Below are 22,957 nucleotides of genomic sequence, written 5' to 3' on the forward strand. Positions count from 1 at the left end.
GCCAGGTTCTATATTCAAACAAATAGCCCTTTTCTTGTAAGAAAGGGGCTATTTGTTTTATATTGCTGAATTTAGATTTTCATATCAGATACATAGTTTTGTTTCTTTGTAAAGGCATCCCATCCTAACTATCGTTCTTATTTTGCCCAGAGCATTGAAACACAATATTCAACTATTCAATTAGGTACTTGCAGATTTAGCTCAACACTGTGATATTGGCGAGAAAAACAGGTAATTCTGGTTGTTGACTAGGCTGGCACAAGGTTGCTAAATTCAATATTTCACAAGGTGTACACTTAGAGTTTCTGCCTTCTCACTATCCAGAATTACAACCAGCCGAGCGTTTGTGAATTATTGCGAAGGAACCGATTGTTAATCGCTGTTTTGATAGTCTAGATGAGGTTGAGGAAATTTTAATTCAACGTTGTCGTAAAATTATTGACCAGCCTGGTTTTGTACATAGTTTAACCAATTGTAACGTAAGTCCTGCTAATTCGTTTCTTGAATTTGTAAGCGGACAGTGTGTTCTGTTGTCCCGCTGAGTTGTAGTTCCATAACTTCCGTACCAAGAGGTTCAATGCAACTGAGGAGCGATCGCAGGTTTGGTGTACTGGCACCAGTATCTACATATAATCTATCTGCTAAACTACTAATGCGTTTCCAAGTCATGTACAACTTGCCAATCAGTTGTTCCATTTGGGAAGCTTGATTGACTAAATCAGCCGCTACACTTAAACAGCCAACTCTGTGGGCTTCTTCTAAGGCGGTTTCTATGTCTACTTCTTCTTTAGCCAGTGCTTGGACTTGTGCCGCAGATTTGAGATATTTGGCTAACTGACGCGCTTCTGTAGTTACCTGTTTAATAGTATCTATATCAGGGTTGGCAATGATTTCTTTTTGAATAAATTTTTGGTGTTGTTCTGGCAATTTTTCCATTTCTTTTACCAGTGGGGCAATATATCGCGGTGGTAAGGAATTATCCGCGGCTTTGACCTTTACTGGTTCAGGGATTAAATCTGAAGACATCGCCATCCATTCATCAGTGAGTTGACGGACTTCTCGGCGTGTAATGCGATCGCCTTTTTGGGCGGCTTCACTCACCATTTGTTGTACTTCTGGGGCAGATTTAGCTGTTTCGACAAAGGCGCGTTTGCTAAAGTTATTGACTGCGGCAGGTTCCAGTCTACCTTCTTCTAAAAGAGTATCAGCACTATTCGCTAGTTGAATCCAAGAATAAGCTTGACTCTTGCTGATTTCTCGTTCCTTCAGCCATTTCAGAAAGCCTGTACCCCTACCATCACCACCTTTTTTTTCTCTATCGCGTACTGCTCGTAAAATTCTCCCCCGCCAAATTTCTGTTTGCAGGTCAAAGCGATCGCATACTTGCCAAGCTATCTCCAACTGTTGTAAAAAATCAGACTCAGGAATCTGCTCATCTTCTGGGTCTGGCAGTTCAAAACTAATATCAGTTGGCTGTTGTAGGGCAGCAGCAAGGTCATTAATAGTGTCGGTATCTTGCACGGTAATGGCTGACTAGGGTATGCGTCGGCTTATTATGACATAATCTGCGTGTGATAAAGCAAGATTCCGTTAGGGAGTGTAATTATCAGTTGTTGGTGAAAACCTGCTTTTATGATCCAGCCTACCCATACTGGTAGGGACTGATCAAAAATAGTTAAGTTTATTTATGTATGTGTAAGGGTGAAGGTGTTTTACACCCTTACACCCATAGGACTTACGCAACGCCGATATTGTCATTGCGACCAGAATAGACTATGGAGAAGCAATCCCAGCGTCAGGGGAGATTACTTTACGATCGCTCGTAATGACGGAGTTACGTTATTTTTGCATAAGTCCTGACCCATTCGTCCCTACACCTCGTACCCCTAATTAATCTACACGTTAAATAGGAATAACATGACATCCCCTTCTTGGACGATGTATTCTTTGCCTTCACTTCTGACTAAGCCTTTTTCTTTTGCACCTTTCATCGAGCCATTTGCTACTAAATCATGATAAGCAACGGTTTCAGCGCGAATAAATCCCCGTTCAAAATCAGAGTGAATCACACCTGCGGCTTGGGGTGCAGACATACCTGCGTGAATTGTCCAAGCGCGGGTTTCTTTAGGGCCACTGGTGAAATATGTCCGTAAACCCAATAGTGTGTAAGTGGCACGAATTAAAGATTTCAAGCCGCCTTCTTTGACACCTAAAGATTCTAAGAAATCTGCTTTGTCTTCTTCAGCTAATTCTACTAATTCTGCTTCTACTTGAGCAGATACAATCACGACTTGAGCATTTTTTTGCGCGGCAATTGGCCGGACTCTTTCAACAAATTCATTACCAGTTGCTAAGTCATCTTCTGAAACATTAGCCGCGTAGATAATGGGTTTACTAGTGAGCAGTCCTAGTCCTTGAATAATTACGGATTCTTCTTCATTTAAACTGACTTGACGTACAGATTTACCTTCATTTAAAGCGGCAATTAATTTTTCGAGAACTGTGATTTCAAACTGAGCGTCTTTACTGGTGCGGGCTTGTTTGCGGGTGCGTTCAATACGTCGCTCAATTTGGGCTAAATCTGCTAAACCAAGTTCCAAATTAATAATTTCAATATCCCGTGCCGGATCGACAGAACCGGCAACGTGGATAATATCATCATTCTCGAAACAACGTACCACATGAACGATCGCATCAACTTCTCGAATATGAGATAAAAACTGATTCCCCAGTCCCTCACCCTGACTTGCACCTTTCACCAAGCCGGCAATATCCACAAACTCCACACGGGCTGGGATAATTTGTGCAGAACCAGCAATTTGCGAAAGCACATTTAACCGTTCATCCGGTACTGCGACAACGCCGACATTCGGTTCAATCGTGCAGAAGGGAAAGTTAGCAGCCTCTGCTTTGGCATTGGCTACTACGGCATTAAATAAAGTAGATTTTCCGACGTTGGGAAGTCCGACAATTCCGGCTCTTAGCATTTTGGATTTTAGATTTTTGATTTTGGCTCAAACTACTAAGATAATTCAAACAGGTTCAGGTATGGTTTGGGGAATTGTGCCGGGAACTGTTTGGGGAATTGGGGCGGGGACTGTCTGAGGAATTGGTGCTGGTACAGGTTCCGGTAGAGGTTCGGGAATTCCTGGATTTGGTGTCGGTTCCGGGCTGGGTAGGGGATTTGGTTGCGGAGTCGGAATTTGCGGTTCAGGAATCGCAATAGCTTGAAGATCAATCATGGGTAGTCTAGTTAAATTAGCTGACTTTCCCAAGCTAGATGATTACCTTAGATGCTGACATCTGCCTAGATAATGGAAAAAGGCTGAAGTGTGAAGTCTCAAGTATGAAATGTAGTAGGTTACAAAGTTAAAGGTTTTGAGTTATTAGAGGCGGAAGTGTAAGGATATAGATTTTCAACTCCCTTACACCCCTGTCCAGCAAAATCAAACTTCTGCTGGGTGATATTCTTGCTGTCTTTCTACAAAAGTTTGGACACGGTGGCGGTAGTTGCGGATGGTGTCGTCTACCCAATCGCGATCGCCACTGTTTGCATATAAATGTACTAATGGCTCACTAGCATCAGGTAAAACTAATAGCCAATTGTCATCAAAAGGTTGACCAATTTTCACGCCATCGATGAGTTCGAGGTTTTGGGCTGGGTGAGTTTCTACCAAGTAACGCATTAATGCACCCTTAGCAGTCCAAGGACAGCGAATTGTCTGGGTTCTGTGAATTACGCGGGGTAATTCGGAACGCGCAGTAGCGAGCGATCGCTCCTGAATTGTCAGCATTTCAATAATTTTGGCAATGCAAAACATGGAATCAAACCCTGGATGTAGCTGCGGGAAAATGAAACCAGTATCGCCACTACCTCCCAACACGACATTAGAATTTCTTTGACAAGCTTCCATTAAAGCTGTTGGGTTAGCCTTAGTCCGAATTACTCTACCATCGTGGCGACGGGCGACTTGTTCCACTGCACTGGAGGCGTGAACTGGGACAACTACTGTACCTCTGGGGTTCGAGGTTAATATCATGTCTACCATCAGGGCGGTTAACATTTCGCCGCGAATTGGAAAGCCAGACTCATCTACTAAAATTAGCTGTTCGCCATTAGCTGAGACTTGCACACCAAAATTAGCTTTGAGTGCTTCCACTACATGACCTAGCTGAGTCAACAGTCCTTCCCGATCAGCAGTGGTGACAGCGTGTTTATTCAAGCTGGCATTTAGCACCACTGCATCCGCACCAAATTTATCTAGCATTTGGGGTAAAACAGCCCCCGACACAGCATAAACATAATCTATGACGATTTTGGCGCGACTGTTGGTGAGGGTAGAAACATGCAGTAATTTCTCAAAAGCGGTGCAGTAACGGTCAATGACTTGGCTGGGATAAGCAACATCGCCAACTTCATGAATCAACGCCCGCCGCATATCTTCTTTAAAATAAGCCCCTTCAATTTTCTTTTCTTGGGCTTTAGAAATGTTAATGCCTTTGGCATCCATGAATTCAATTAAGGTGTAGTCGGGGCGGTCGGGATGTACCCTGACATGGATACCACCAGCCACGGACATAGTAGGAATAACTGTCCGGGCGATGGGGATAGCAGTAGCATCGAGGTTTTGAATATCAACCCCTACAGACATTAAACCGGCAATGAGCGATCGCGTCACCATCCGAGAAATGTTCCGTTGGTCTCTCGACACTGTGACTTTAGAACCAGGTTTTAAAGTCGAACCGTAAGCTGAACCCAAACGCACAGCAAACTCTGGCGTAATGTCGATATTCGCCAATCCTTGCACACCACGTTGCCCAAATAAATTTCGTTGGGCAGTATTACCCCAAATTAAGTTGATGTTTAAAATTGCACCGGATTCAATTTTTTTACTCGGCCAAACACGCACACCAGTACTAATTTGTGCTTCTTCTCCCACCGTAGATAACGAACCTACTACAGCCGCTTCTAATACATGAGCGCGACGGTCTACGCGGCTACCACGGGAAATCACACAGGCACTTAAATGTGCTTCTTCGCCAACAAATGCCCCATTCCACACAATCGGACGCTTGAGATTGGCATCAGCCCCAACTGTAACGTTATCACCAATTACAGTCCCAGCTTCAATTTGCACTCTTGCCCCAATTCGGCAATTGTCCCCAATAATTGTGGGAGTTTCAATATGAGCCGTCGTGTCAACAAAAGTATTTTGTCCTATCCAGATCCCAGGGGAAATTTCTTCATAAGCAAAATCGAGTTTTACCTTCCGATCTAAAGCATCATATTGAGCTTCTCGATAAGCATCTAGATGACCAACATCGCACCAGTAACCTTGGGCAATGTAACCATACATTGGTTCATTTTTTGCCAAAAGTAAGGGAAATAAATCTTTAGAAAAGTCAGATTCAGTGTTATCTGGTAAATAATCTAAAGCTTCTGGTTCCAGAATATAAATACCAGTGTTGACTGTATCTGAAAAAATTTCGCTGGTAGAAGGTTTTTCTAAAAATCGCTTAATTTTTCCTTCTTCATCGGTAATTACCACCCCAAACTCAATGGGATTGGGAACCCTAGTTAAAATCAAAGTGGCTTTTGATTGTTTTTGTTTATGAAATTCGATTGCTGCTGTTAAATCAAAATCTGTGATGCTATCACCGCTAATTACTAAAAAAGTTTCATCAAGAAGTTCGGCAATATTTTTGACACAGCCGGCTGTCCCCAGCGGCTGGTCTTCTTCCACAGCGTAGGTCATTTGTACGCCAAAATCGCTACCGTCTTGAAAATAATCTCGCAAGACATCAGGTAAGTAATGTAATGTTGCAATCACTTCAGTGATTTGATGTCTTTTGAGAAGATTAATAATGTGTTCGGCAATGGGACGATTGAGAATCGGCACCATCGGTTTGGGTAAATCGCAAGTTAACGGACGAAGCCTTGTCCCTGAACCGCCTGCCATCAGTACTGCACGCATAAGTCCTCCTAAACTATTTGCAACCTTAGCTGCTTACAAACCCATGAAAATATGTTGGTTTTATCTTTCATTAGTGTCCTATAGATGTTCTGATTTCAGGAACTTCCACAAGAGGCATCTAATAAATGTTAAGCATATTTACTCAACACAGTCGCTGATTTGTCTAGAAAAAAATTAAGAAATGTTTCTGGTAATCGAGTTCATTTATTATGCCAGTTTCAAAGGCTTTTGAGGTAGTAAGGAAGTAGAAAAAAGAACATAGAAATCTAGAATAATATATTTCTTTTTAACTTGATAATTGAGCTTAATTTCGGTTTTGGTAATAGGATACTAGGTGAACTAGCTACAATGCCAGATGCTACTTTACACTGGAGTTAGAGAATGTACTAATCCATCCTTCAGTGGTTATAACATTAGGGCTAAAATCTACTTTGTTAGTATAAATTAAGAATTGCTGATATATTTTGACAATTCTTAACTTCAATTTAGTCAGTAGCGAATGGAGTTAATTCAAGTGAGCAACTTAATTGTATTTGTTTTGATAGTAGGTTATGTCGGTTTAGGTTGGAAGTTTTGGACTGGATTTACAAGGACTAACTTTACACCATCCTTACTCAATCGCATTGCTTTATCTGTTTTATGGCCTGCTTTATTTATCGCCAATCAATCCTATCGGCGCAACTTTAGAAAGGCGCTGAAGGGGTAGGGGTTAATTTTAAGTTTGCAAGTATCGAATGCTGGCGATCGCCTACATCTTAAAATAGTTTAGTTAGTTGTTTTGTTAAATTCGAGAGGCTCAGATACCCGACTTGTTGAAGAAGTCGGGTATCTTGCTGTTCATAAATAATTTAGGGCTGCTATATCACTTAACCAATAGGTAAATTACCTGGATTAACTGCATGAATATATTCACTACCAGAATGTGGTCTACCGCGTTTATATCTGGCTTCTTCGGGATTACCCCATCCTAGCTGTAAAATCATTTCTAAAAAGTTAGGATTTTGCCACTTCCATAAACTTGCCCATTCAGTTCTTTGAGCAATTCTTTCGACATCAGGTGTAGTAATTTGTTGATATTGCTTACTATTATTAAAACTTAAATGTAAATCCATATCTATAGTGACTTCATACCAAAAATTCAAGATCGAATTTTTGGCAGATTGTAATATTGCTATGTCACTAGTCAACCCTACTAATTCGGTATCTACTTCTGGATAGCGCAAGGTTTTGCCTTTGACTGTCATTTCGCGCCAGACAATGCCAGAAATATGATGTTCTCTTTGATAATTGTGAATAGCCGCCTTGAAATCTTGATAAGCAGTGAACTTTTGGAACCCCTCGGTTCTGATAAACTGGTCTATTACAGGATTGCCAGAGACTGTTACTTCTAACTTCAGACGCTCTCCCTTTAGACAAGCTTGGCGTTCGGCTGCCAAAATTTGGATTAGCTCTTCGGTAGTGTAAACTTTTGACATCAGTTATTAGTCAAGGGTCAAGGGTCAATAGTCAATAGTTTTGAACTTGAGACTATTAATTGATTCCCGCAGTTGTGACAACAGGTTATTTAAACATTATCCTTTGGATGAATGGGAATGCAGTAGCCAACAGTACTAAAAATTAGGGTAGACCATCTCAGTCTACCCTGGCAGTTATTTAGCTAACTCACTACTAAATTCGTTGAAAGAACGCCGTTTTAATTCCACTGATTCAGAGCGTGGTAATAAATCAAACACTTCGCGGAATTTATCGTCTATTTCCTCAAAAGGTACTTGACCTTTTTTATTTAACAATACTTTCCCTGATTGATTAAACACGACAACTTGAGGCACACCCCCAGAATAGTAATATCCAGGTTCCGTGGGATCATATTTTGCTTTGACTGGGATTGTATCAACATCAATGGGGATAATCTCTGCTACTCGTCCGTAAAACTCCTGGACGCGAGAAATTACAATGGCATATTTTTTGCAATCGCTACTATCATCAACATAAAATGCTAAAAATGCAGGTTTATGTTCTACTAAAGTCTGTGCTAGTGTCTGTCTTGGTGGAACTAAGGAACCATTGCCAGCATAAACGACAAACATATTGCCATCGTAAAGATCATCATTAATACCAGCGAAAGCAGGTTTGATACTGAACATCAGTAAACACACAAGCAACAACAGGCATTTTGATACCAACCGTCGCCAGTCAGGCATACATTCTTGTAAAAAAATCAACTTTGTAATATTCATCAAAAGGAACCTTGCAAGCTACGATTTGTCGTAAGTTTGTGCTGAATTCGGCAACCTGGGCTGGATAAGTAATTACACCCGCGCACTATTTTTTAAGATAACGTCTTACGGATGAAGTATGAAATTTCTTTTTCACACTTCATACTTTCCTAGTGCTGGCTTTTTGAGTCAAGATTCGCTAAACTCACAAGATTAAATTTACAACTACATTAATTACCAACCATCTGAAGATTAAGGTAAAAAAGTGGGCAATAAAATCAAACTAATAGATAGAGTGCGACTAGGTTTTGCGGTATCTGCGGCGAAAACTGTAACATTTGCGGTGCGATCGCTGCGTCTAGGTGCTGCTAGTGTATTACCAGGGTCAATTGCGCGGCGAATTGAACCTCGACTGTTGCAATTATTGAGTCAGCAGGTAAAAAATGGTGTAATTCTCATCGCTGGGACTAATGGCAAAACTACCACGTCGCTGCTGTTAAAAACAATTCTGGAACGCAAAGGCTATCGCGTCGCCCATAATTCCACAGGTGCAAACCTGGAAAATGGTTTGATGACAGCTTTACTAGAAAACACTAACTTGGTAGGTTCACTGGCTGCTGACTACGCCATTTTGGAAGTAGACGAGAATATTGTACCGAAAGTCTTAACGCCACTCCAGCCGCGAATTATCCTTTGTTTAAACTTGTTCCGCGACCAACTTGACAGGTACGGGGAAGTAGATACCATTAGTAAACGCTGGACAAAGGTAATTTCGACTCTGCCAAAAGAAACGGTGGTAATTCCTAATGCTGATGACCCGACTTTATCGCACCTCGGTCAGCAGTTACCGCAACGAGTGTTATTCTTTGGTTTGAATGAACCAGAACAGTATCTGGAATCAATTCAGCACGCGGTAGATTCTATTTATTGCCCTAATTGTGGTCATTCTTTAGATTACAAAGGCGTTTATTTATCTCATTTGGGAGATTTTACTTGTCCGAGTTGCGGTTTTAGTAAGAGTAAACCAACCCTAGAAAGTAGCGAGTGGGGACAAATTTTGGTTGGTTTGTATAACAAATATAATACTTTAGCTGCTGCGACTGCTGCCATTGAATTGGGCGTTGATGAAGCAACAATTAGAGATACTATTAATAATTTCCAAGCTGCATTCGGTCGTGCAGAAGATTTAGTAATTGATGGTAAAAAGGTCAGAATTTTATTATCAAAAAATCCTGTAGGAACAAATGAAACTATTCGGGTAGTGAATCAAAGTACTGATAAAACTACACTAATGGTTTTAAATGATCGCACTCCCGATGGTACTGATGTATCCTGGATTTGGGATGTGGATACAGAAAAATTAGTCGAACGCGGCGGAACTATTGTAGTGAGTGGCGATCGCGTTTATGATATGGCTTTACGTCTACGCTACAGCGACAAGTCTCTGGAGAGTAACTTAAACTTAATTGTAGAAGAAGATTTACGCCAAGCGATCGCAACTGCCTTAAAAAATACACCAGACAACGAAACCTTACATATTCTACCTACTTATTCCGCCATGCTAGAAGTACGTGAAGTGTTAACCGGCAGAAAAATTCTTTAGGGAATGGGAAATAGGGAATTGAGAAGCTTTTTTATAATCTTTCTCACTTCCTAAACTAAATAAACGTGAATTCGACAGACCTCTCCCTCCCAGCCTCCCTCTCCTAAAAGGCGAGGGAGGAGCAATGAAAAATAAGAGTTTTACTCCCCTCTCCTCGTAGGAGAGGGGCTGGGGGTGAGGTCAAAACAGCCCTCATCGAACTCAAGTTAAATAACTGGTATTCGGGACAATAGGAAAGAAAGCGTATTCATACCAAGCAGTCCAGATAAAACTTCTCAACCACCGTTGACGCTTTTCGGGGTTGAATTCATACTCAAATACCCCACGAGATGTATCAATAGAAGATAGGTGAGAATTGCAACCACAACCATGTTGATAAGTAAAGCCATATTTAGAGGCTATACTTTGCACCTTCATTTGCATCGCAAAAACCTTACCTGCGTGTAATATCGCATCCCAAGAACGCTTATGTTCGATATCACGCTTATCAAATCTTAAAGCGCGTTCTTCAAATACATGATCGCGGTAAATTGGTGCTAAATGCACATGATAAAAACTAGCTGGTAGTTCATAGCCAAACTCTTGGAAAAGTTCTATTCCTATCCGAGCTACTTTTACTTCATTTGCAAACTCTTCTCCCTTTGATTCTACATATTGAAGCAGTGTAGAAAAATCTGGATAGCTAGTTTTTATAAAGTCATAACCGTAAAATTCTAGGGTTTCCCAAGCTAACTTTCCAAATAGCTGGGAGAATGACGATTTGAGATATTCTAGTTCTGGACGTTCGTTAAATAAGTCAACATCACCCTGTTCTAACTTATATTGAAATAACTGTGCCATCTCAACATAACTTTGTGGATCAGGCATTCCCACATTTGCCAATCCTTGAGCAATATCTTGCCACACAGAAGGTAGTTGAGACACAGGAACTGCATTTTCATACGCAATTACCGTCAAATTGGGAGCTTCAATTGCTTGCATATAATCTCCGTTTTAGATATTCAGAATTTGTCGCTTAGTTAAATAAAGTTAACTTTTTCGGAATTTGAAAACACAGTGTAACTATTTACCCAATATTTAGTAAATTTACAGTCACCTGTGGAGATTATGACTGTCTGACAATTACAAAACTGTGGCCTAAAATACTGAAGTCTGGCAATAATTACTATATGTCTATCCATCCAAAAATTTTAACTACCAAACCCATTACCGAGGACAGATTTACGATATGCTGACCCCAGCATCTTTGGTTGTAGATATGCACCTAATGCTGCAACCATAGAAAGAAAAAAGTTATAAATTATCAGTTATGAGTAAAGAGTTATGAGTTCTGAACAATTAGAATTAACTATTGGTTGGTTGTATCCAACTTTGATGAGTACCTATGGCGATCGCGGTAATGTAATTACAATAGAACGCCGCGCCCAGTGGCGCGGATACAGCGTCAAAGTTTTACCATTAGACCAAAACTCCACCGCCGAAGATATTAAATCTGTAGATGTAATTGTAGGTGGTGGCGCACAAGACCGTCAGCAAGAAATTGTCATGCGTGACTTGCAAGGCGCGAAGGCTGATGCAATGCGCGAAAAAATCGAAAATGGCACACCAGGAGTCTTTACCTGCGGTTCACCCCAACTGCTAGGACATTATTATGAACCAGGACTAGGACAGCGGATTGAAGGTTTAGGAATACTCGATTTAGTTTCTATCCATCCTGGGGAAAATACCAAACGTTGCATCGGTAACTTAGTAATTGAAGTCACAGCCTCCCGCCTAGCAAATGATTTAGCAGAAATGACAGGTGGTAAACCCTATCTCGTCGGGTTTGAAAATCACGGTGGACGCACCAAGTTAGGCAAAGTGGAAGCCTTGGGGCGTGTGGTGTATGGCTTAGGCAATAATGGCGAAGATGGTACCGAAGGCGCATTTTATCAGAATGCGATCGCAACTTATTCTCACGGCCCCTTATTACCCAAAAATCCTTTTGTGGCTGACTGGTTAATTCAAACAGCGTTGCGGCTGAAATATCAACAACCCATCACCCTCAAACCGTTAGATGATGACCTCGCAATACAAGCGCGAGAATCCATGCTAAAGCGCTTGAAAGTTGCCGTACCATCTTCTTGATTGAAAATGTCACGACATTCATAGAGAACATCCAGACGTTTTTCTTTGATTCTGGCTACTATTATTCTCGCTTGGTTTTCGAGAGTTGCGATCGCTAAGTTTTTAGGCGAACAAAATTCCCAATGGTTTCTCTGGATTTGTCTAGTTGTCGGGATAATATTTATAGATTAATCAGAAAATGAATATAGAGAGAATTTTCAAAAGTACTGATTTTTTTCAACCTACAGATGGTGAACCAATTCGTTCAGTTGTGACGGAATCACCAGATGCAGTTGTAGTTGCTTGGTATGTCAAACCCGGACAAGAAATTGGAGCGCACATTCATCCTTATGGTCAGGATACTTGGACAATATTATCCGGTAGTGGTGAATATTATTTAGATATAGAAGGTACTCGCAAAATAATTACCACCGGAGATGTAGTTGTAGCACCAGTCAAATGTGTTCACGGTGTGTTCAATCATGGCGATGAACCTTTGATATTTATCTCTGTCGTAACACCTTATGAGGCTGGATATGAACCTGTAACCATCAAATCGTCAACAGCCTGAGTAAATCTAGCAGTTTTCAAAACGCTTTAAGTCCTTATGCCATAGGTTGCTGTACTAAAACTCAACAGAACTGCGTTGACTAGGAGCGATCGCATCTTTGCGAATATTGCACCATAATAAACGAAAGGCGATCGCATAAGCTAAGGATTCAAATAAGATATGCGGATGAATCTGTAATGAACCTAACCAAAAATCTACGGGGAAAGTTTAGAAATTGCGCTGCTTGTATTATTTGCCATTGGTCATTTGTAATAGGAATCATATTGGATTTGAGAAAAAACTGACTATCTGTCAGATGGGACTTAATTCCTATATTCCAGATTGATTCACCCTACAGGCTGAACTGCATATTAAATTTTGCTAAAAAACATAAATATTATGCCTTCCCCAATTTTTATTTGGGAAAGGCATGATTAAAAAGTTGGAATTCTCAGTGTTTAATTTCTAAATTGAGGATGTAACATCCCAGTTGGACTTTTTCTGCCCACAATTCATATTCTAGCCGCAAGTGTTCGGGAAATTGTTTGCCAGCGAGTGTTAATGTTTTCGTAAAATTGCGTAAGCGAATCGGATTATGTGGTTGTAATGATTCCGTTGGCAACCAATAACGGCTAACACCGTATACGCCTTGTTCCCAAAAGTGGCGGTAACTTACTTGACCATTACCTTGCATAGTCATAATTACCCGATATGGAGAAATTTCCAGCCACAAAATTCTGGGGCTGCTGGGAACGTAAGCAGTGTTTGTTCTGTGGGGCAAAGTTGCCTCTGTACTGGGAGAAGTTTCGACTTCACAGGTAATCAGAGGCGGTGCAGTTAACAGTAAATGAAATCGTTCAGTATCTTTTTGATACAGTGTTCCAGCAGTTTCTACCACTGACCAGAACGGCAGGTCGGTGGAAATTAGTGATAAGCACACAGGCTTGCGATGATAGGTCAGCATGGGAGCGATATGGGCTAACAGCTATTGAATAACAAAATGAAATTAATCTAGGGAGTCTAGCAGTCCAGAACCAGCAACTAAATAGTAAAACATGCTTAATCTTAACTGAATATGCTGATTTGGTAAGCTAAATATCTAAACATAAAAATAAGTTAAATCTAAATTTAAATATTGAAAACAACATTTTTTTTTAGAAAGGTAACTTTAAATACCGTGAATAAATACTTATAGTTTTGTGAAATTTATATTTTGTAGCAAACAGTTAAAATAACAGAGTCATTTTTACAACAGCAAATTTACTGTCTTGTCCAGATTATAGTTACGTGGAAACTCCCTAGCCTGGGTAAGAACGGATTCGCCGAATCGAGAACAGATAAATATCAATTGCCGAAATCATGTCAATAGATGGATGATAGTAGTTAGACAAAGACAGCAATTGCCAATCTAAAAGTTTGCATACTGTTACTTTGAGTCCAAAAAAATACCAGACATAGTTTGTATATCTCCTAAAAAGCCAACTTGCCATAAATAAATATTGAAATTTATTATGCAAGTGTCTAAGTAAATTTAATATGACAAAATAACGATAGGATACTAGTATAGGTCGGCGGAAATAAACAGACCAAACTTCGACTACTTTGGCTGCGCTCAGTGACCATCTGGAATTGCTAAAAGGCTTGTGATATGACTATTCTTTCTTTTTCCTTTTGACTTTTGCCTTGTTGTACTAGTACAGCACAGCGTATATAGCGCTTTGTAGTGAGTAGATTTTAGTGATAACCTAAAAAATCACTTGATTTGCCTTATGTATATAGAATTTGGGCGGGAAATCTGTGGCAATCTCGACACCGCAGAGAAACGAGAATGGTTAGTCACCAATGGTATAGGTGGTTATGCTTCTGGGACTGTGGCTGGTTTGCTAACCCGTCGCTATCACGGCTTACTTGTAGCAGCATTACATCCACCATTAGGTCGTACTTTACTGCTGGCAAAACTAGATGAAACTGTTTTGTATGGCGATCGCTATTATCCCCTACATACAAATCGTTGGGCAGATCAAATCGTTAGCCCCCACGGTTATCGACACATTGAATCTTTTGCTTTAGAAGGTACAATTCCCATCTGGCGTTTTGCTGTGGCGGATGCTTTGTTAGAAAAGCGCATCTGGATGCAGCAAGGCGCAAACACAACATATATCCAATATGTTTTGCGGCGTGCTACCCAACCTTTACACCTGACACTCAAAGCAATGGTCAACTACCGCGATTATCACAGTGACACCCACAGCAACGGCTGGCAAATGTCTATTGAGCAGGTAGAACAAGGGATTTGCATAACGGCTGATTCAAGTGCTACACCATTTTATTTGTTGAGCGATCAGGGCAACGCTTCACCAGTTCACAATTGGTACTATAACTTTGACTTGGCAGTTGAGCGTTATCGGGGCTTGAATGACAGAGAAGATCATCTCCATGCTGGCACTTTTGCCGTAAAACTCAATCCTGGAGAAGCAGTTACCTTTGTCGCCAGTACAGAAAAACTAGCAGACTTGCATGGTGAAACAGCACTCAAATTACGCCACACTCAAGAGCAGAAACTAACAGAACTTTGGCAAAGTAATCGTTCCCTGGATGCTCAGGAGTCTCCCGCCTGGATTAACCATCTGGTACTAGCTGCTGACCAGTTTATTGTTGACCGCCCAGTACCAGAAGAAGGTCACGGCAAAACTATCATTGCTGGTTATCCCTGGTTTAGTGATTGGGGACGAGACACAATGATTAGTTTACCTGGGTTGACAATTGCCACTGGCCGTCCAGAGGTTGCACGGGCAATTCTCCGAACTTTTGCTAAGTATGTAAACCAGGGAATGCTACCCAATCGCTTTCCTGATGCGGGTGAGCAACCAGAATACAATACAGTCGATGCGACACTTTGGTTCTTTGAAGCAATTCGCGCTTATGACAACGCCACAAACGACGATAATTTCCTAAGTGAATTGTTTCCTGTGCTTGTAGATATCATTTATTGGCACTGTCGCGGCACACGCTATGGTATCCACCTTGATCCTACAGATGGCTTACTTTATGCAGGTGTGACAGGCACACAACTAACTTGGATGGATGCCAAAGTTGGAGATTGGGTAGTAACACCGCGAATTGGCAAACCAATTGAAGTTAATGCCCTTTGGTATAATGCCTTACGCACAATGGCCAAGTTTGCCCGTCAACTGGGTAAACCACATCAAGAGTATGAGGCAATGGCAGACCGCACTTTAGCTAGATTTTCGCGCTTTTGGAATGAGGAGCGAGGTTACTGCTATGACGTAATCGATAGTCCTGATGGTGATGATGCGGCGTTGCGTCCAAATCAAATTTTTGCTGTGTCTTTACCAGAAAGCTCCCTCACACCAGCCCAACAAAAAAGCGTCGTAGAAGTTTGTGGACGAATGCTGCTGACTTCTCATGGATTGCGATCGCTTTCTCCTGACCATCCCCAATACCAGGGAATATACGGTGGTAATCAGTATCAACGCGATGGAGCATACCATCAAGGAACAGTCTGGGGTTGGTTGTTGGGGTCATTTGTCCTCGCTCATCTGCGCGTCTACAAAAATCCACAACAGGCGCGGCAATTTCTCGCACCAATGGCTAATCATCTCACAGTACATGGGGTTGGTAGTCTCAGCGAAATTTTTGATGGGGATGCGCCGATGACTCCACGCGGATGTACTGCACAAGCTTGGACAGTAGCAGAAGTTTTACGCGCTTGGTTAGCGACTGAGAGTTGATTAGCTAAAACACGTCTAAATTACAGAATCACCCGTAAAGGTCGTTTTTGGTCATTAATTTTAGAGAAATGAGGTTTCAGAATGCCAGTGGTAGACACGAAGCTTTCTCGTATCTACTACTGGAATGGAGATGAGATTGTTGGTGTTTTGACAATGATCAATTGGAATTTTTATAAGGAAGATCGATTCTAGCAGTACCTACAGGAATTTCTCCTTGTAAACCAGTTCGTTTAGCTGTCACTCCATAGAGCAATATTCTCCCATCTAAAATCTTTGTTTGTACACCTGTTAATTGCACTTCTAAAGAACTACCCGAAGCCACTGGTTGGTCAAAAGTAATTGATAAACGTTCTTTAGTAATTTCTGTTTTAGCCCCAATCTCTTTACCCGATTCATCTACAACCCGGACATTACTAAAACGTTCCATTTGATTGGGTAGAGAAATCATTAAGTCTTGTACAGACATGCCCAGTACGGACACCTTAATAAAATGCGTATCGTTTCGGACACCAGAGTTGGTGATACTGGGAACATTAACTGTATATGCAATTTGAGATGATAACGATGAATCAATCTGTTGAGAGTTGGTCGGCGTAGCTATAGCTGTAGGGGCTGTAGAGAGTATTAACGCAGACAAACTACCATAAATTAAACCTTTCATAATTCAAGCCTTGATGTCGATAAATATGTCTAACTAAATACATTAATTTATTAACATTAAAAAAAGCTGAGGATAACATTAAAATTTTGTAAAACCACTCATTAAATGCTCTTGTACAATAATAAGTTTTAAGGCGTAAAATCCTTACATATCATAGAAAAAAGCTAAAAAATTTTCATAATCAAAGAGAATTTTTAGTATGTATAAAACACCCTCATAATAGGGGTGTTTTAAAAGAAAATCCCTCATTAGGAATGGGGAATACAATAGAACTTGATACTTTAAAAATATTTTGTTAGTAATAAATTAAAGCTTTTTTCAGCAAAAGCTTTAATTCTATTCAGGAAAAACTCATTTTTCTCAAGCGTTGTGCGATTAAAGTTAAATTATGTAAAGCGGTGCTTGGATATTGTTTAAAGCAAAAACTTATGTAGGGCAATTTGAGGAAATTAGTTGCTATAAAAATCTAGTTTGATTACTGAACATAATTATGTAGAGGGGAATAGGCAACAGGTAACAGAGAAAAGCAAAGACGGTAGCTATAAATGCAAATATGAGTCCTATATATATGAGATATTCCCATGAATTTTGCCGGAAATCTTTCCAGAAAATTAGTCGAGTTTTTTGTAGTCAGAATTGACCCTGCTTCACTTCATTTCCGGTTGACTGTTGGCATCATTATGATTGTGACGTTCGGACTAAGTAGCTTTACAATCTGGGCGGGTTGGGAAATCAGACAGTTTCTGATGATTGCTCATCAAAATTATGGTATGGCTGATGATGCTCAACTGTTGACGATGATTCAAAGTTTGGGAATAATGGGCGTTTGCTCACTTACTACTACAATTGTTTTGACAGCGTTGTTTATTAAGCGATCGCTTTTACCATTACAACAGATAAATCAATGGGCAGAAACCTGCACCAATGAATTGATTCCCCACCAGCTAGGCTTAAACCAAACACCAAGCGAAATTCAGGAGTTAGCCCAGACATGGATGGAATTTTTAACCAGGCTTTCCGAAGCCAAAGAACAGCAACGCCAGTTGTTCAGCGATTTAGCCCATGAATTACGCACACCTCTGAGCATGGTTTATGGATATCTGCAAAGAAGTTTACAACGCAGTCATAATTTAGCCGCTTCCCAGAAAGAAACTCTCGAAATGGCTGTTTCTGATGCGGAAAGAATGAATTATATTTTGCAAGACTTACTATATTTAGCACGGGCAGATAACAGCACAATTCCTTGTCCCTGGGAAACTGAACCTTTATTACTCAATGATTTGCTTACAGCTATAGCTGAGATAACCGAAAAATTTCATCATCGGTTAATTCAGGTAGAAATCCCGCCTTTTCCTATTAAAGTCAAGGCAGAACGTCATCAGCTAATGCAGATATTAAGCCATCTGATTGCCAATGCAGTTAAATACTCAGATGTAGGTGAGCCAATTACCTTGCAGCTAACTCAAGCTAATGGTTGGGCAATGATTCAAGTCAGCGACAAAGGATGTGGTATCCCTTTATTAGAACAGTCCCGCATTTTTGAACCATTTTATCGAGTAGATGCGTCTCGTACCCGTTCCACAGGCGGCACTGGGATGGGTTTATGTATCGTCAAACGCCTTGTAGAGTGCATTGGCGGTACAATCGAACTTCGTTCAGAACTGGGGAATGGCAGTATTTTTATTTTGAAATTACCTACATTATTAGGAGGGAACAGGTAATAGGTGACAGAGTTAAAAGTCCTGTGCTGTCTTAGTTTTATAAATATTTTATTACCGAGTTGAATTTCAAGATAGCGATCGCTATTTCATAACCAAACGCCTAAATCAATCATCAAAGGAGTTTACGCACCTATGTCAAATAATAACTTTACACTCTCTCGCAATTTAGTACGCAACTTATCGATCATATCCTTGAGTTTTCTACTTCTGTATGGCGCATCCCGTGTCATGTTTCCCACTCCCGCTAGTGATATCTCAACTACGACACCTCAGAATAAACAGGTAGCTGTTTTCGCTGGTGGTTGCTTTTGGGGAATGGAAGCAGTTTTTGAGCATCTCAACGGTGTTTCTGATGTTGTTTCTGGCTTTTCTGGTGGCGATGCAACCACCGCAGACTATACCCTTGTCAGTTCTGGATTCACTAATCACGCGGAATCAGTGAAAATCACTTATGATCCATCAAAAATTTCCTACGATCAACTACTAAAAGTTTACTTTTTAGTAGCCCATGACCCAACACAATTGAATCGCCAAGGGCCTGATTCCGGTAGACAATATCGTTCAGTGATATTTTTTGCTAACAATAAGCAAAAACAAGAAGCACAAAAATATATTGATCAACTCAATCAACAAAAAATCTTTAACAAGCAAATTGTCACCGAAGTAAGTCCATTACAAGGTTTTTATCAAGCTGAAGAATATCATCAAAACTATATTGTGCGTAATCCTGATAGTCGCTATGTCGTAGCAAATGACTTGCCAAAATTAGCTAAACTTGAAACCACGTTTCCAGAAATTTATACTAAATAGAATTTGCTGAAAAAGTTATCTATGCGGGTGTTTAGATCCCGGACTTTTTCAAAAAGTCCGGTCACGACAACAACTCAGACACCCTTAAAAGATTGACTTCAGAACTAGAAATGCACTAACCCATAAAATCAAACTCATAGGTGCGCCGATGAGAACTCCGGCGATCGCCCAACCGCGTTGATGTTCTTTAAAATGTTCAATACTGCGCCATTGTCTACTTTTCCAAGCCCATTCATTGCCTTTTGCCCCCATAGCGATCGCCATAAACCAACCAATTTGTGGTACAAAACAAAACAATCCACACCATACCTGATTAGTCCATAACCAAAACCAAGGTAATAAAAACGCCCCCCAATTCCATCCCAAAATCTCTTCTGGTACAGGTTCCGTAGAATTAATCCCACAACCAGAATTATTAATTATTTTATGGCTGACAGGTTTGACAGCCAAATTCGATTTTAAAGTATCAAGTGCTTGGCGGGCATTACTAAAGCGTTGTTCCGGCGCAGGTTCAGTCATCTTTTGCAACCAGCGCACAAAACTAGAACTTGCGTTCACTCGGTCAGCGAATTGTATCCGCAAATCTTGTTGCGGTAAATCACCAGGGGGAACACCAGTTAATAAATGAATTAACGATGCACCCAAAGCATACAAGTCAGATGCAGGAACAGCCCGACCGCCAAATTGTTCCATCGGCGCATAACCATAAGTTCCAACCACCGTAAAGGTCACACCTTCTTTAGCAGCTTTATCTTGAACTGCACCGAAATCTACCAAATATACCTGATTATCTTCACCCCAAATTAAATTACTGGGCTTGATATCCCGATGTAACACACCAGGATTCAATTCATGCAGATATATCAGAATTTTTAAAACCTCAGTCGCAATTTTCCTGGCGTGCTTTTCTGTACAGTGTTTACCAACTGCAAGTTTTTCTTTGAGCGATTCCCCAGGAATATATTCTTGGACTAAGCCAAACCACAATGTGTGGTCATCAACACAAAAATAATCAATGTATTGCGGAATCCGCGGATGTTTTAGCTGTTTGAGAACTTGTGCTTCCCTCTCAAACAACTTCAAATCATCCCACTGGACAGTTCCGCCGAAAGCCAAAAGTTTGACCACAACTAATGATTCTTCCCCATCAGCAGCTTGTAAATCTTTGGCCAGCCAAGTTTGGCGAATGCCATTATTACCTAGTTGCCGTTGGATTTGATAACGGTGGTGTAATATCTGTTCTATTTGCAGCATCTAACACCTGTTGGCAGTTTACGCTAAGGTGATTCCCCTACTATTCCAGGATAGACATTACACAGATAATTTGGGGGCAGATGTTTACCAAAACTCAACTAAGAATCGGAATCAGGCTGATTTAGTCAGCCAAACTTGGCTTCTAATCAAAAATCTCCCTTGTGTTTCGATTCATAAACTTCGGTAATTAGCTAATAAAAGTTTGGGTGTGGTTTTGGGAAAAGTGGTGAGACAAACAGATGTTGTCGTTCTCGGTAGCGGTGTCGGTGGTTTAAATTGCGCGGCGATTAGCTCAGGTTGCGATCGCTCTGCCGCGAGCTGCATTACGCTAATTATTACTCCTCAAATTTGTAGTAGATGTTGATGTGTGATGTAGAGACAAATTTCTGTCTCTACATTCTTTATCGAATCAGTACTCAACACTTATACAGGCTTTTTCCCGATAATAGTCCGGTGACGGGGGTCACTGGCGACTTCAATTGTGGGTGAAAAACCTATTTCTTCCAAAGCTGCTTGAATATCGAAACCATAGTAATCATCACTCCAAGGTTCCGTACTTTTCATTAAAGTAAACAGGGCAGGTGGGAGATTTTGAATTACAGGCGATCGCGGGTTATTATCTACCAAGGCAATATAACCACCGGGTCTGAGAAGTCGTTTAGCTTCCAGGAAAATCTCTTTGCTGGCATAGCTTGGCAATTCATGACATACAAACTGGAGTGTCACCAAGTCAAAGGAATTATCTGGTAAGCCTGTCTTTTCGGCTCTACCATGAACCCACTGAGAAATTTCATTATTCACATCTCTCGCCTTAGCCACAGCCAGCATATAGGGCGATAAATCTAAACCAACAGTCCGAATTGGCTGTTCTTGCTTCTCTTGATAATAACGATGCAGCGCCATCGTCGATAAACCTATCGAGCAGCCAATGTCCAGAATTTCTCTCACCTGCAAAGGGCCGTAAGCTGCCAAAACATCATGAAAAGTGCCTCTGAGTCTGCCATGAGCCGCTTCCCAAGTCAGATTTTCTTGCGGCCAAACACGCAAAGACATGGCGTAAGTGGCTGACTCCGCTTCAAAAGCCGCTTCCCAGCAAAGATTACCCTCAGCGTAAGCGTGGAATGGTACTTTGTAATATTCTGGATACACAACTTCCGGGTTCGTAACTGCACCTAGGAGTTGTTTGGTCATCAGTCCTTGCAGTGCTTCAGCGTTTTTGCGCCAGGGAATTCCATTTTTTTCTGCTGTTGTGATTAATACTTGTCTAGCTTGGTATTTCATCACATTGTAAACAGGTTTGGTATGGATCAGCAGATTAACGAACTTGGAGAGTATGCTTTCACCAGCCCAATCAGGTTTGATTTTATTTTTCATCAGTTTGAGGAAATGAAGCGATAATTGCCTATACCTATTTTAGGTTTGATCGCTGCTTTCAAAAGCATCGTTTTTTCTATTCTTGCTTTTAACTTCCCAATTTTAGGTTCTTGTGTTATTTAACCTCGGTAGACTGATACAGCGTGTTGAGAATAAATGAAGTTAATAGGGTGTGTTAGGCGTAAGCCGTAACGCACAGAAAAAGATGGTGCGTTACGGCTAATTCTCACTATCTTAAGTTCCAAAATCTTTGCATAGCCGTCACCCTACTTATATATTTAGGACTTACGCAACGCCGATAATGTCATTGCGACCGGAACGAAGTGTAGGGAAGCAATCCCAGGGTTAGGAGAGATTACTTCCCTATCGGTCGTAATGACGGAGTTACGTTATTTTTGCGTAAGTCATGATATTTACTAATAACTATTTATTTTTATCTAAGAGCGTTTCAAATTCTGCTTGCAAAGCCCTAATATCTGCCAGTCTGGCTACAACTAAATTATTTTGTCCTGCGTCACTTAAGCGTGCTTTCCAATATTGAATACTTTCGGAATGATTCACCCAAAACCGAACTACTGTGTCTACTACTTGGTCTAAATCCCAGCCCCATTTTGCAGGCACAGGTTCCACCGTTTCTATAAACGCATCTAGTGTACATATATGTGTTCCAAGATATTCCACGCCTAGATACAGTGGTTTTTGCATACTCTGTTGTTGATGGTTGAAAAACTGCAAAACTGGAGATACCCCGACAATATCAAAAGTGTATTTCATTTGGTTCCTCCCAACAGGTTATTACTTACAAGGAGATTTGGCTTGTGATAATTATGGCTTGTGAATGTCTAATTTTATCTCTGTAAAACAGCCTATTTTTGCTTTATATCTCAGGAAATAAACTTCTTTATTTATTAGCACTCATCAGCTTAGAGTGCTAA

The 22,957-nt window shown here is 40.8% G+C and carries 21 protein-coding genes; 8 read left to right on the plus strand and 13 right to left on the minus strand.

The genetic code is table 11. The features are described 5' to 3' along the window. Positions 1-489 precede the first annotated feature (489 nt). The 4 genes from NCWK1_RS04360 to NCWK1_RS04375 form a co-directional block, all read right to left on the minus strand. Positions 490-1,521 carry a hypothetical protein gene (locus tag NCWK1_RS04360; protein ID WP_096580598.1) on the minus strand — a complete coding sequence of 344 codons (1,032 nt, stop codon included), beginning with the start codon at positions 1,519-1,521 and terminating at the stop codon, positions 490-492. A 374-nt stretch (positions 1,522-1,895) separates the two neighbouring features. Then, on the minus strand, positions 1,896-2,987 hold the full coding sequence (ychF, locus tag NCWK1_RS04365) for a redox-regulated ATPase YchF (RefSeq protein ID WP_103123865.1): 1,092 nt from the start codon (positions 2,985-2,987) through the stop codon (positions 1,896-1,898). A 45-nt stretch (positions 2,988-3,032) separates the two neighbouring features. Further along, the gene (locus tag NCWK1_RS04370; RefSeq protein ID WP_096580602.1) at positions 3,033-3,242 is read right to left on the minus strand and encodes a hypothetical protein; all 210 of its coding nucleotides are present in this window, start codon (positions 3,240-3,242) and stop codon (positions 3,033-3,035) included. Between the two features lie 204 nt (positions 3,243-3,446). After that, a complete protein-coding gene (locus NCWK1_RS04375) occupies positions 3,447-5,975 on the minus strand; it encodes a mannose-1-phosphate guanyltransferase (protein ID WP_103123866.1) in 2,529 nt (842 codons plus the stop codon). Between the two features lie 514 nt (positions 5,976-6,489). Here NCWK1_RS04375 and NCWK1_RS04380 point away from each other — a divergent pair. Next, positions 6,490-6,681 carry a hypothetical protein gene (locus NCWK1_RS04380; RefSeq protein ID WP_096585314.1) on the plus strand — a complete coding sequence of 64 codons (192 nt, stop codon included), beginning with the start codon at positions 6,490-6,492 and terminating at the stop codon, positions 6,679-6,681. Positions 6,682-6,841: 160 nt separating this feature from the next. Here the strand turns inward: NCWK1_RS04380 and NCWK1_RS04385 are convergent, their stop codons facing one another. Both NCWK1_RS04385 and NCWK1_RS04390 read right to left on the minus strand, forming a co-directional pair. Further along, on the minus strand, positions 6,842-7,450 hold the full coding sequence (locus NCWK1_RS04385; protein WP_096580604.1) for a hypothetical protein: 609 nt from the start codon (positions 7,448-7,450) through the stop codon (positions 6,842-6,844). Positions 7,451-7,624: 174 nt separating this feature from the next. Beyond that, positions 7,625-8,212, minus strand: coding sequence for a thylakoid membrane photosystem I accumulation factor (locus NCWK1_RS04390; RefSeq protein WP_103123867.1), 588 nt, complete (start codon positions 8,210-8,212; stop codon positions 7,625-7,627). A 244-nt stretch (positions 8,213-8,456) separates the two neighbouring features. Here NCWK1_RS04390 and NCWK1_RS04395 point away from each other — a divergent pair, with 244 nt between their 5' ends. Then, positions 8,457-9,794 (plus strand): Mur ligase family protein, encoded by a 1,338-nt coding sequence (locus NCWK1_RS04395; RefSeq protein WP_103123868.1) that lies wholly within the window; start codon positions 8,457-8,459, stop codon positions 9,792-9,794. 201 nt (positions 9,795-9,995) lie between these two features. Here NCWK1_RS04395 and NCWK1_RS04400 read toward each other — a convergent pair whose 3' ends face one another. Then, positions 9,996-10,775 carry a hypothetical protein gene (locus NCWK1_RS04400; RefSeq protein WP_103123869.1) on the minus strand — a complete coding sequence of 260 codons (780 nt, stop codon included), beginning with the start codon at positions 10,773-10,775 and terminating at the stop codon, positions 9,996-9,998. 342 nt (positions 10,776-11,117) lie between these two features. Here NCWK1_RS04400 and NCWK1_RS04405 point away from each other — a divergent pair, with 342 nt between their 5' ends. From NCWK1_RS04405 to NCWK1_RS04410, 3 genes are read left to right on the plus strand one after another with little or no spacing between them, the layout of a single operon-like run. Further along, on the plus strand, positions 11,118-11,921 hold the full coding sequence (locus NCWK1_RS04405; protein WP_103123870.1) for a type 1 glutamine amidotransferase: 804 nt from the start codon (positions 11,118-11,120) through the stop codon (positions 11,919-11,921). A 45-nt stretch (positions 11,922-11,966) separates the two neighbouring features. Next, complete coding sequence (locus NCWK1_RS30365; protein ID WP_281259082.1) at positions 11,967-12,092, plus strand: hypothetical protein; 126 nt, start codon at positions 11,967-11,969, stop codon at positions 12,090-12,092. A gap of 7 nt (positions 12,093-12,099) precedes the next feature. Then, the gene (locus NCWK1_RS04410; RefSeq protein ID WP_187308053.1) at positions 12,100-12,471 is read left to right on the plus strand and encodes a cupin domain-containing protein; all 372 of its coding nucleotides are present in this window, start codon (positions 12,100-12,102) and stop codon (positions 12,469-12,471) included. 430 nt (positions 12,472-12,901) lie between these two features. Here the strand turns inward: NCWK1_RS04410 and NCWK1_RS04420 are convergent, their stop codons facing one another. Next, positions 12,902-13,414, minus strand: coding sequence for a hypothetical protein (locus NCWK1_RS04420; RefSeq protein ID WP_096580614.1), 513 nt, complete (start codon positions 13,412-13,414; stop codon positions 12,902-12,904). Positions 13,415-14,219: 805 nt separating this feature from the next. On the opposite strand from NCWK1_RS04420, the gene NCWK1_RS04425 reads away from it, so the two are divergent. Next, a complete protein-coding gene (locus NCWK1_RS04425) occupies positions 14,220-16,202 on the plus strand; it encodes an amylo-alpha-1,6-glucosidase (protein WP_103123871.1) in 1,983 nt (660 codons plus the stop codon). Between the two features lie 157 nt (positions 16,203-16,359). Here NCWK1_RS04425 and NCWK1_RS04430 read toward each other — a convergent pair whose 3' ends face one another. Continuing rightward, positions 16,360-16,863, minus strand: a complete 504-nt coding sequence (locus NCWK1_RS04430) for a DUF2808 domain-containing protein (protein ID WP_103123872.1) — start codon at positions 16,861-16,863, stop codon at positions 16,360-16,362. 581 nt (positions 16,864-17,444) lie between these two features. On the opposite strand from NCWK1_RS04430, the gene NCWK1_RS04435 reads away from it, so the two are divergent. Both NCWK1_RS04435 and msrA read left to right on the plus strand, forming a co-directional pair. Then, positions 17,445-18,584 (plus strand): sensor histidine kinase, encoded by a 1,140-nt coding sequence (locus NCWK1_RS04435; protein WP_096580620.1) that lies wholly within the window; start codon positions 17,445-17,447, stop codon positions 18,582-18,584. 228 nt (positions 18,585-18,812) lie between these two features. Next, entirely contained in the window at positions 18,813-19,394 is a 582-nt protein-coding gene (gene msrA, locus NCWK1_RS04440) for a peptide-methionine (S)-S-oxide reductase MsrA (protein WP_245894819.1), read from the plus strand. Between the two features lie 84 nt (positions 19,395-19,478). Here msrA and NCWK1_RS04445 read toward each other — a convergent pair whose 3' ends face one another. From NCWK1_RS04445 to NCWK1_RS04455, 4 genes are all read right to left on the minus strand, one after another. Continuing rightward, on the minus strand, positions 19,479-20,648 hold the full coding sequence (locus NCWK1_RS04445) for a serine/threonine protein kinase (RefSeq protein WP_096580624.1): 1,170 nt from the start codon (positions 20,646-20,648) through the stop codon (positions 19,479-19,481). Between the two features lie 171 nt (positions 20,649-20,819). After that, entirely contained in the window at positions 20,820-20,972 is a 153-nt protein-coding gene (locus NCWK1_RS29395; protein ID WP_187308054.1) for a hypothetical protein, read from the minus strand. A 99-nt stretch (positions 20,973-21,071) separates the two neighbouring features. Further along, complete coding sequence (locus NCWK1_RS04450) at positions 21,072-22,022, minus strand: class I SAM-dependent methyltransferase (RefSeq protein ID WP_096580626.1); 951 nt, start codon at positions 22,020-22,022, stop codon at positions 21,072-21,074. A gap of 423 nt (positions 22,023-22,445) precedes the next feature. Continuing rightward, positions 22,446-22,796, minus strand: coding sequence for a hypothetical protein (locus tag NCWK1_RS04455; RefSeq protein ID WP_103123874.1), 351 nt, complete (start codon positions 22,794-22,796; stop codon positions 22,446-22,448). Positions 22,797-22,957 lie beyond the last annotated feature (161 nt).

The organism is Nostoc cycadae WK-1 (assembly GCF_002897135.1).
In the GTDB taxonomy this organism is placed as follows: domain Bacteria; phylum Cyanobacteriota; class Cyanobacteriia; order Cyanobacteriales; family Nostocaceae; genus Nostoc_B.

What these genes read in the sequence shown, in the direction of transcription:
- NCWK1_RS04435 (WP_096580620.1), top strand. Translation starts at nt 17,445, where the DNA reads ATGAATTTTGCCGGAAATCTTTCCAGAAAATTAGTCGAGTTTTTTGTA.
- ychF (WP_103123865.1), bottom strand. Translation starts at nt 2,987, where the DNA reads ATGCTAAGAGCCGGAATTGTCGGACTTCCCAACGTCGGAAAATCTACT.
- NCWK1_RS04390 (WP_103123867.1), bottom strand. Translation starts at nt 8,212, where the DNA reads ATGAATATTACAAAGTTGATTTTTTTACAAGAATGTATGCCTGACTGG.
- NCWK1_RS04420 (WP_096580614.1), bottom strand. Translation starts at nt 13,414, where the DNA reads ATGCTGACCTATCATCGCAAGCCTGTGTGCTTATCACTAATTTCCACC.
- NCWK1_RS04455 (WP_103123874.1), bottom strand. Translation starts at nt 22,796, where the DNA reads ATGAAATACACTTTTGATATTGTCGGGGTATCTCCAGTTTTGCAGTTT.
- NCWK1_RS04425 (WP_103123871.1), top strand. Translation starts at nt 14,220, where the DNA reads ATGTATATAGAATTTGGGCGGGAAATCTGTGGCAATCTCGACACCGCA.
- NCWK1_RS04450 (WP_096580626.1), bottom strand. Translation starts at nt 22,022, where the DNA reads ATGAAAAATAAAATCAAACCTGATTGGGCTGGTGAAAGCATACTCTCC.
- NCWK1_RS04400 (WP_103123869.1), bottom strand. Translation starts at nt 10,775, where the DNA reads ATGCAAGCAATTGAAGCTCCCAATTTGACGGTAATTGCGTATGAAAAT.
- NCWK1_RS04385 (WP_096580604.1), bottom strand. Translation starts at nt 7,450, where the DNA reads ATGTCAAAAGTTTACACTACCGAAGAGCTAATCCAAATTTTGGCAGCC.
- NCWK1_RS04375 (WP_103123866.1), bottom strand. Translation starts at nt 5,975, where the DNA reads ATGCGTGCAGTACTGATGGCAGGCGGTTCAGGGACAAGGCTTCGTCCG.
- NCWK1_RS29395 (WP_187308054.1), bottom strand. Translation starts at nt 20,972, where the DNA reads ATGCAGCTCGCGGCAGAGCGATCGCAACCTGAGCTAATCGCCGCGCAA.
- NCWK1_RS04445 (WP_096580624.1), bottom strand. Translation starts at nt 20,648, where the DNA reads ATGCTGCAAATAGAACAGATATTACACCACCGTTATCAAATCCAACGG.
- NCWK1_RS04430 (WP_103123872.1), bottom strand. Translation starts at nt 16,863, where the DNA reads ATGAAAGGTTTAATTTATGGTAGTTTGTCTGCGTTAATACTCTCTACA.
- msrA (WP_245894819.1), top strand. Translation starts at nt 18,813, where the DNA reads ATGTTTCCCACTCCCGCTAGTGATATCTCAACTACGACACCTCAGAAT.
- NCWK1_RS04405 (WP_103123870.1), top strand. Translation starts at nt 11,118, where the DNA reads ATGAGTTCTGAACAATTAGAATTAACTATTGGTTGGTTGTATCCAACT.
- NCWK1_RS04410 (WP_187308053.1), top strand. Translation starts at nt 12,100, where the DNA reads ATGAATATAGAGAGAATTTTCAAAAGTACTGATTTTTTTCAACCTACA.
- NCWK1_RS04370 (WP_096580602.1), bottom strand. Translation starts at nt 3,242, where the DNA reads ATGATTGATCTTCAAGCTATTGCGATTCCTGAACCGCAAATTCCGACT.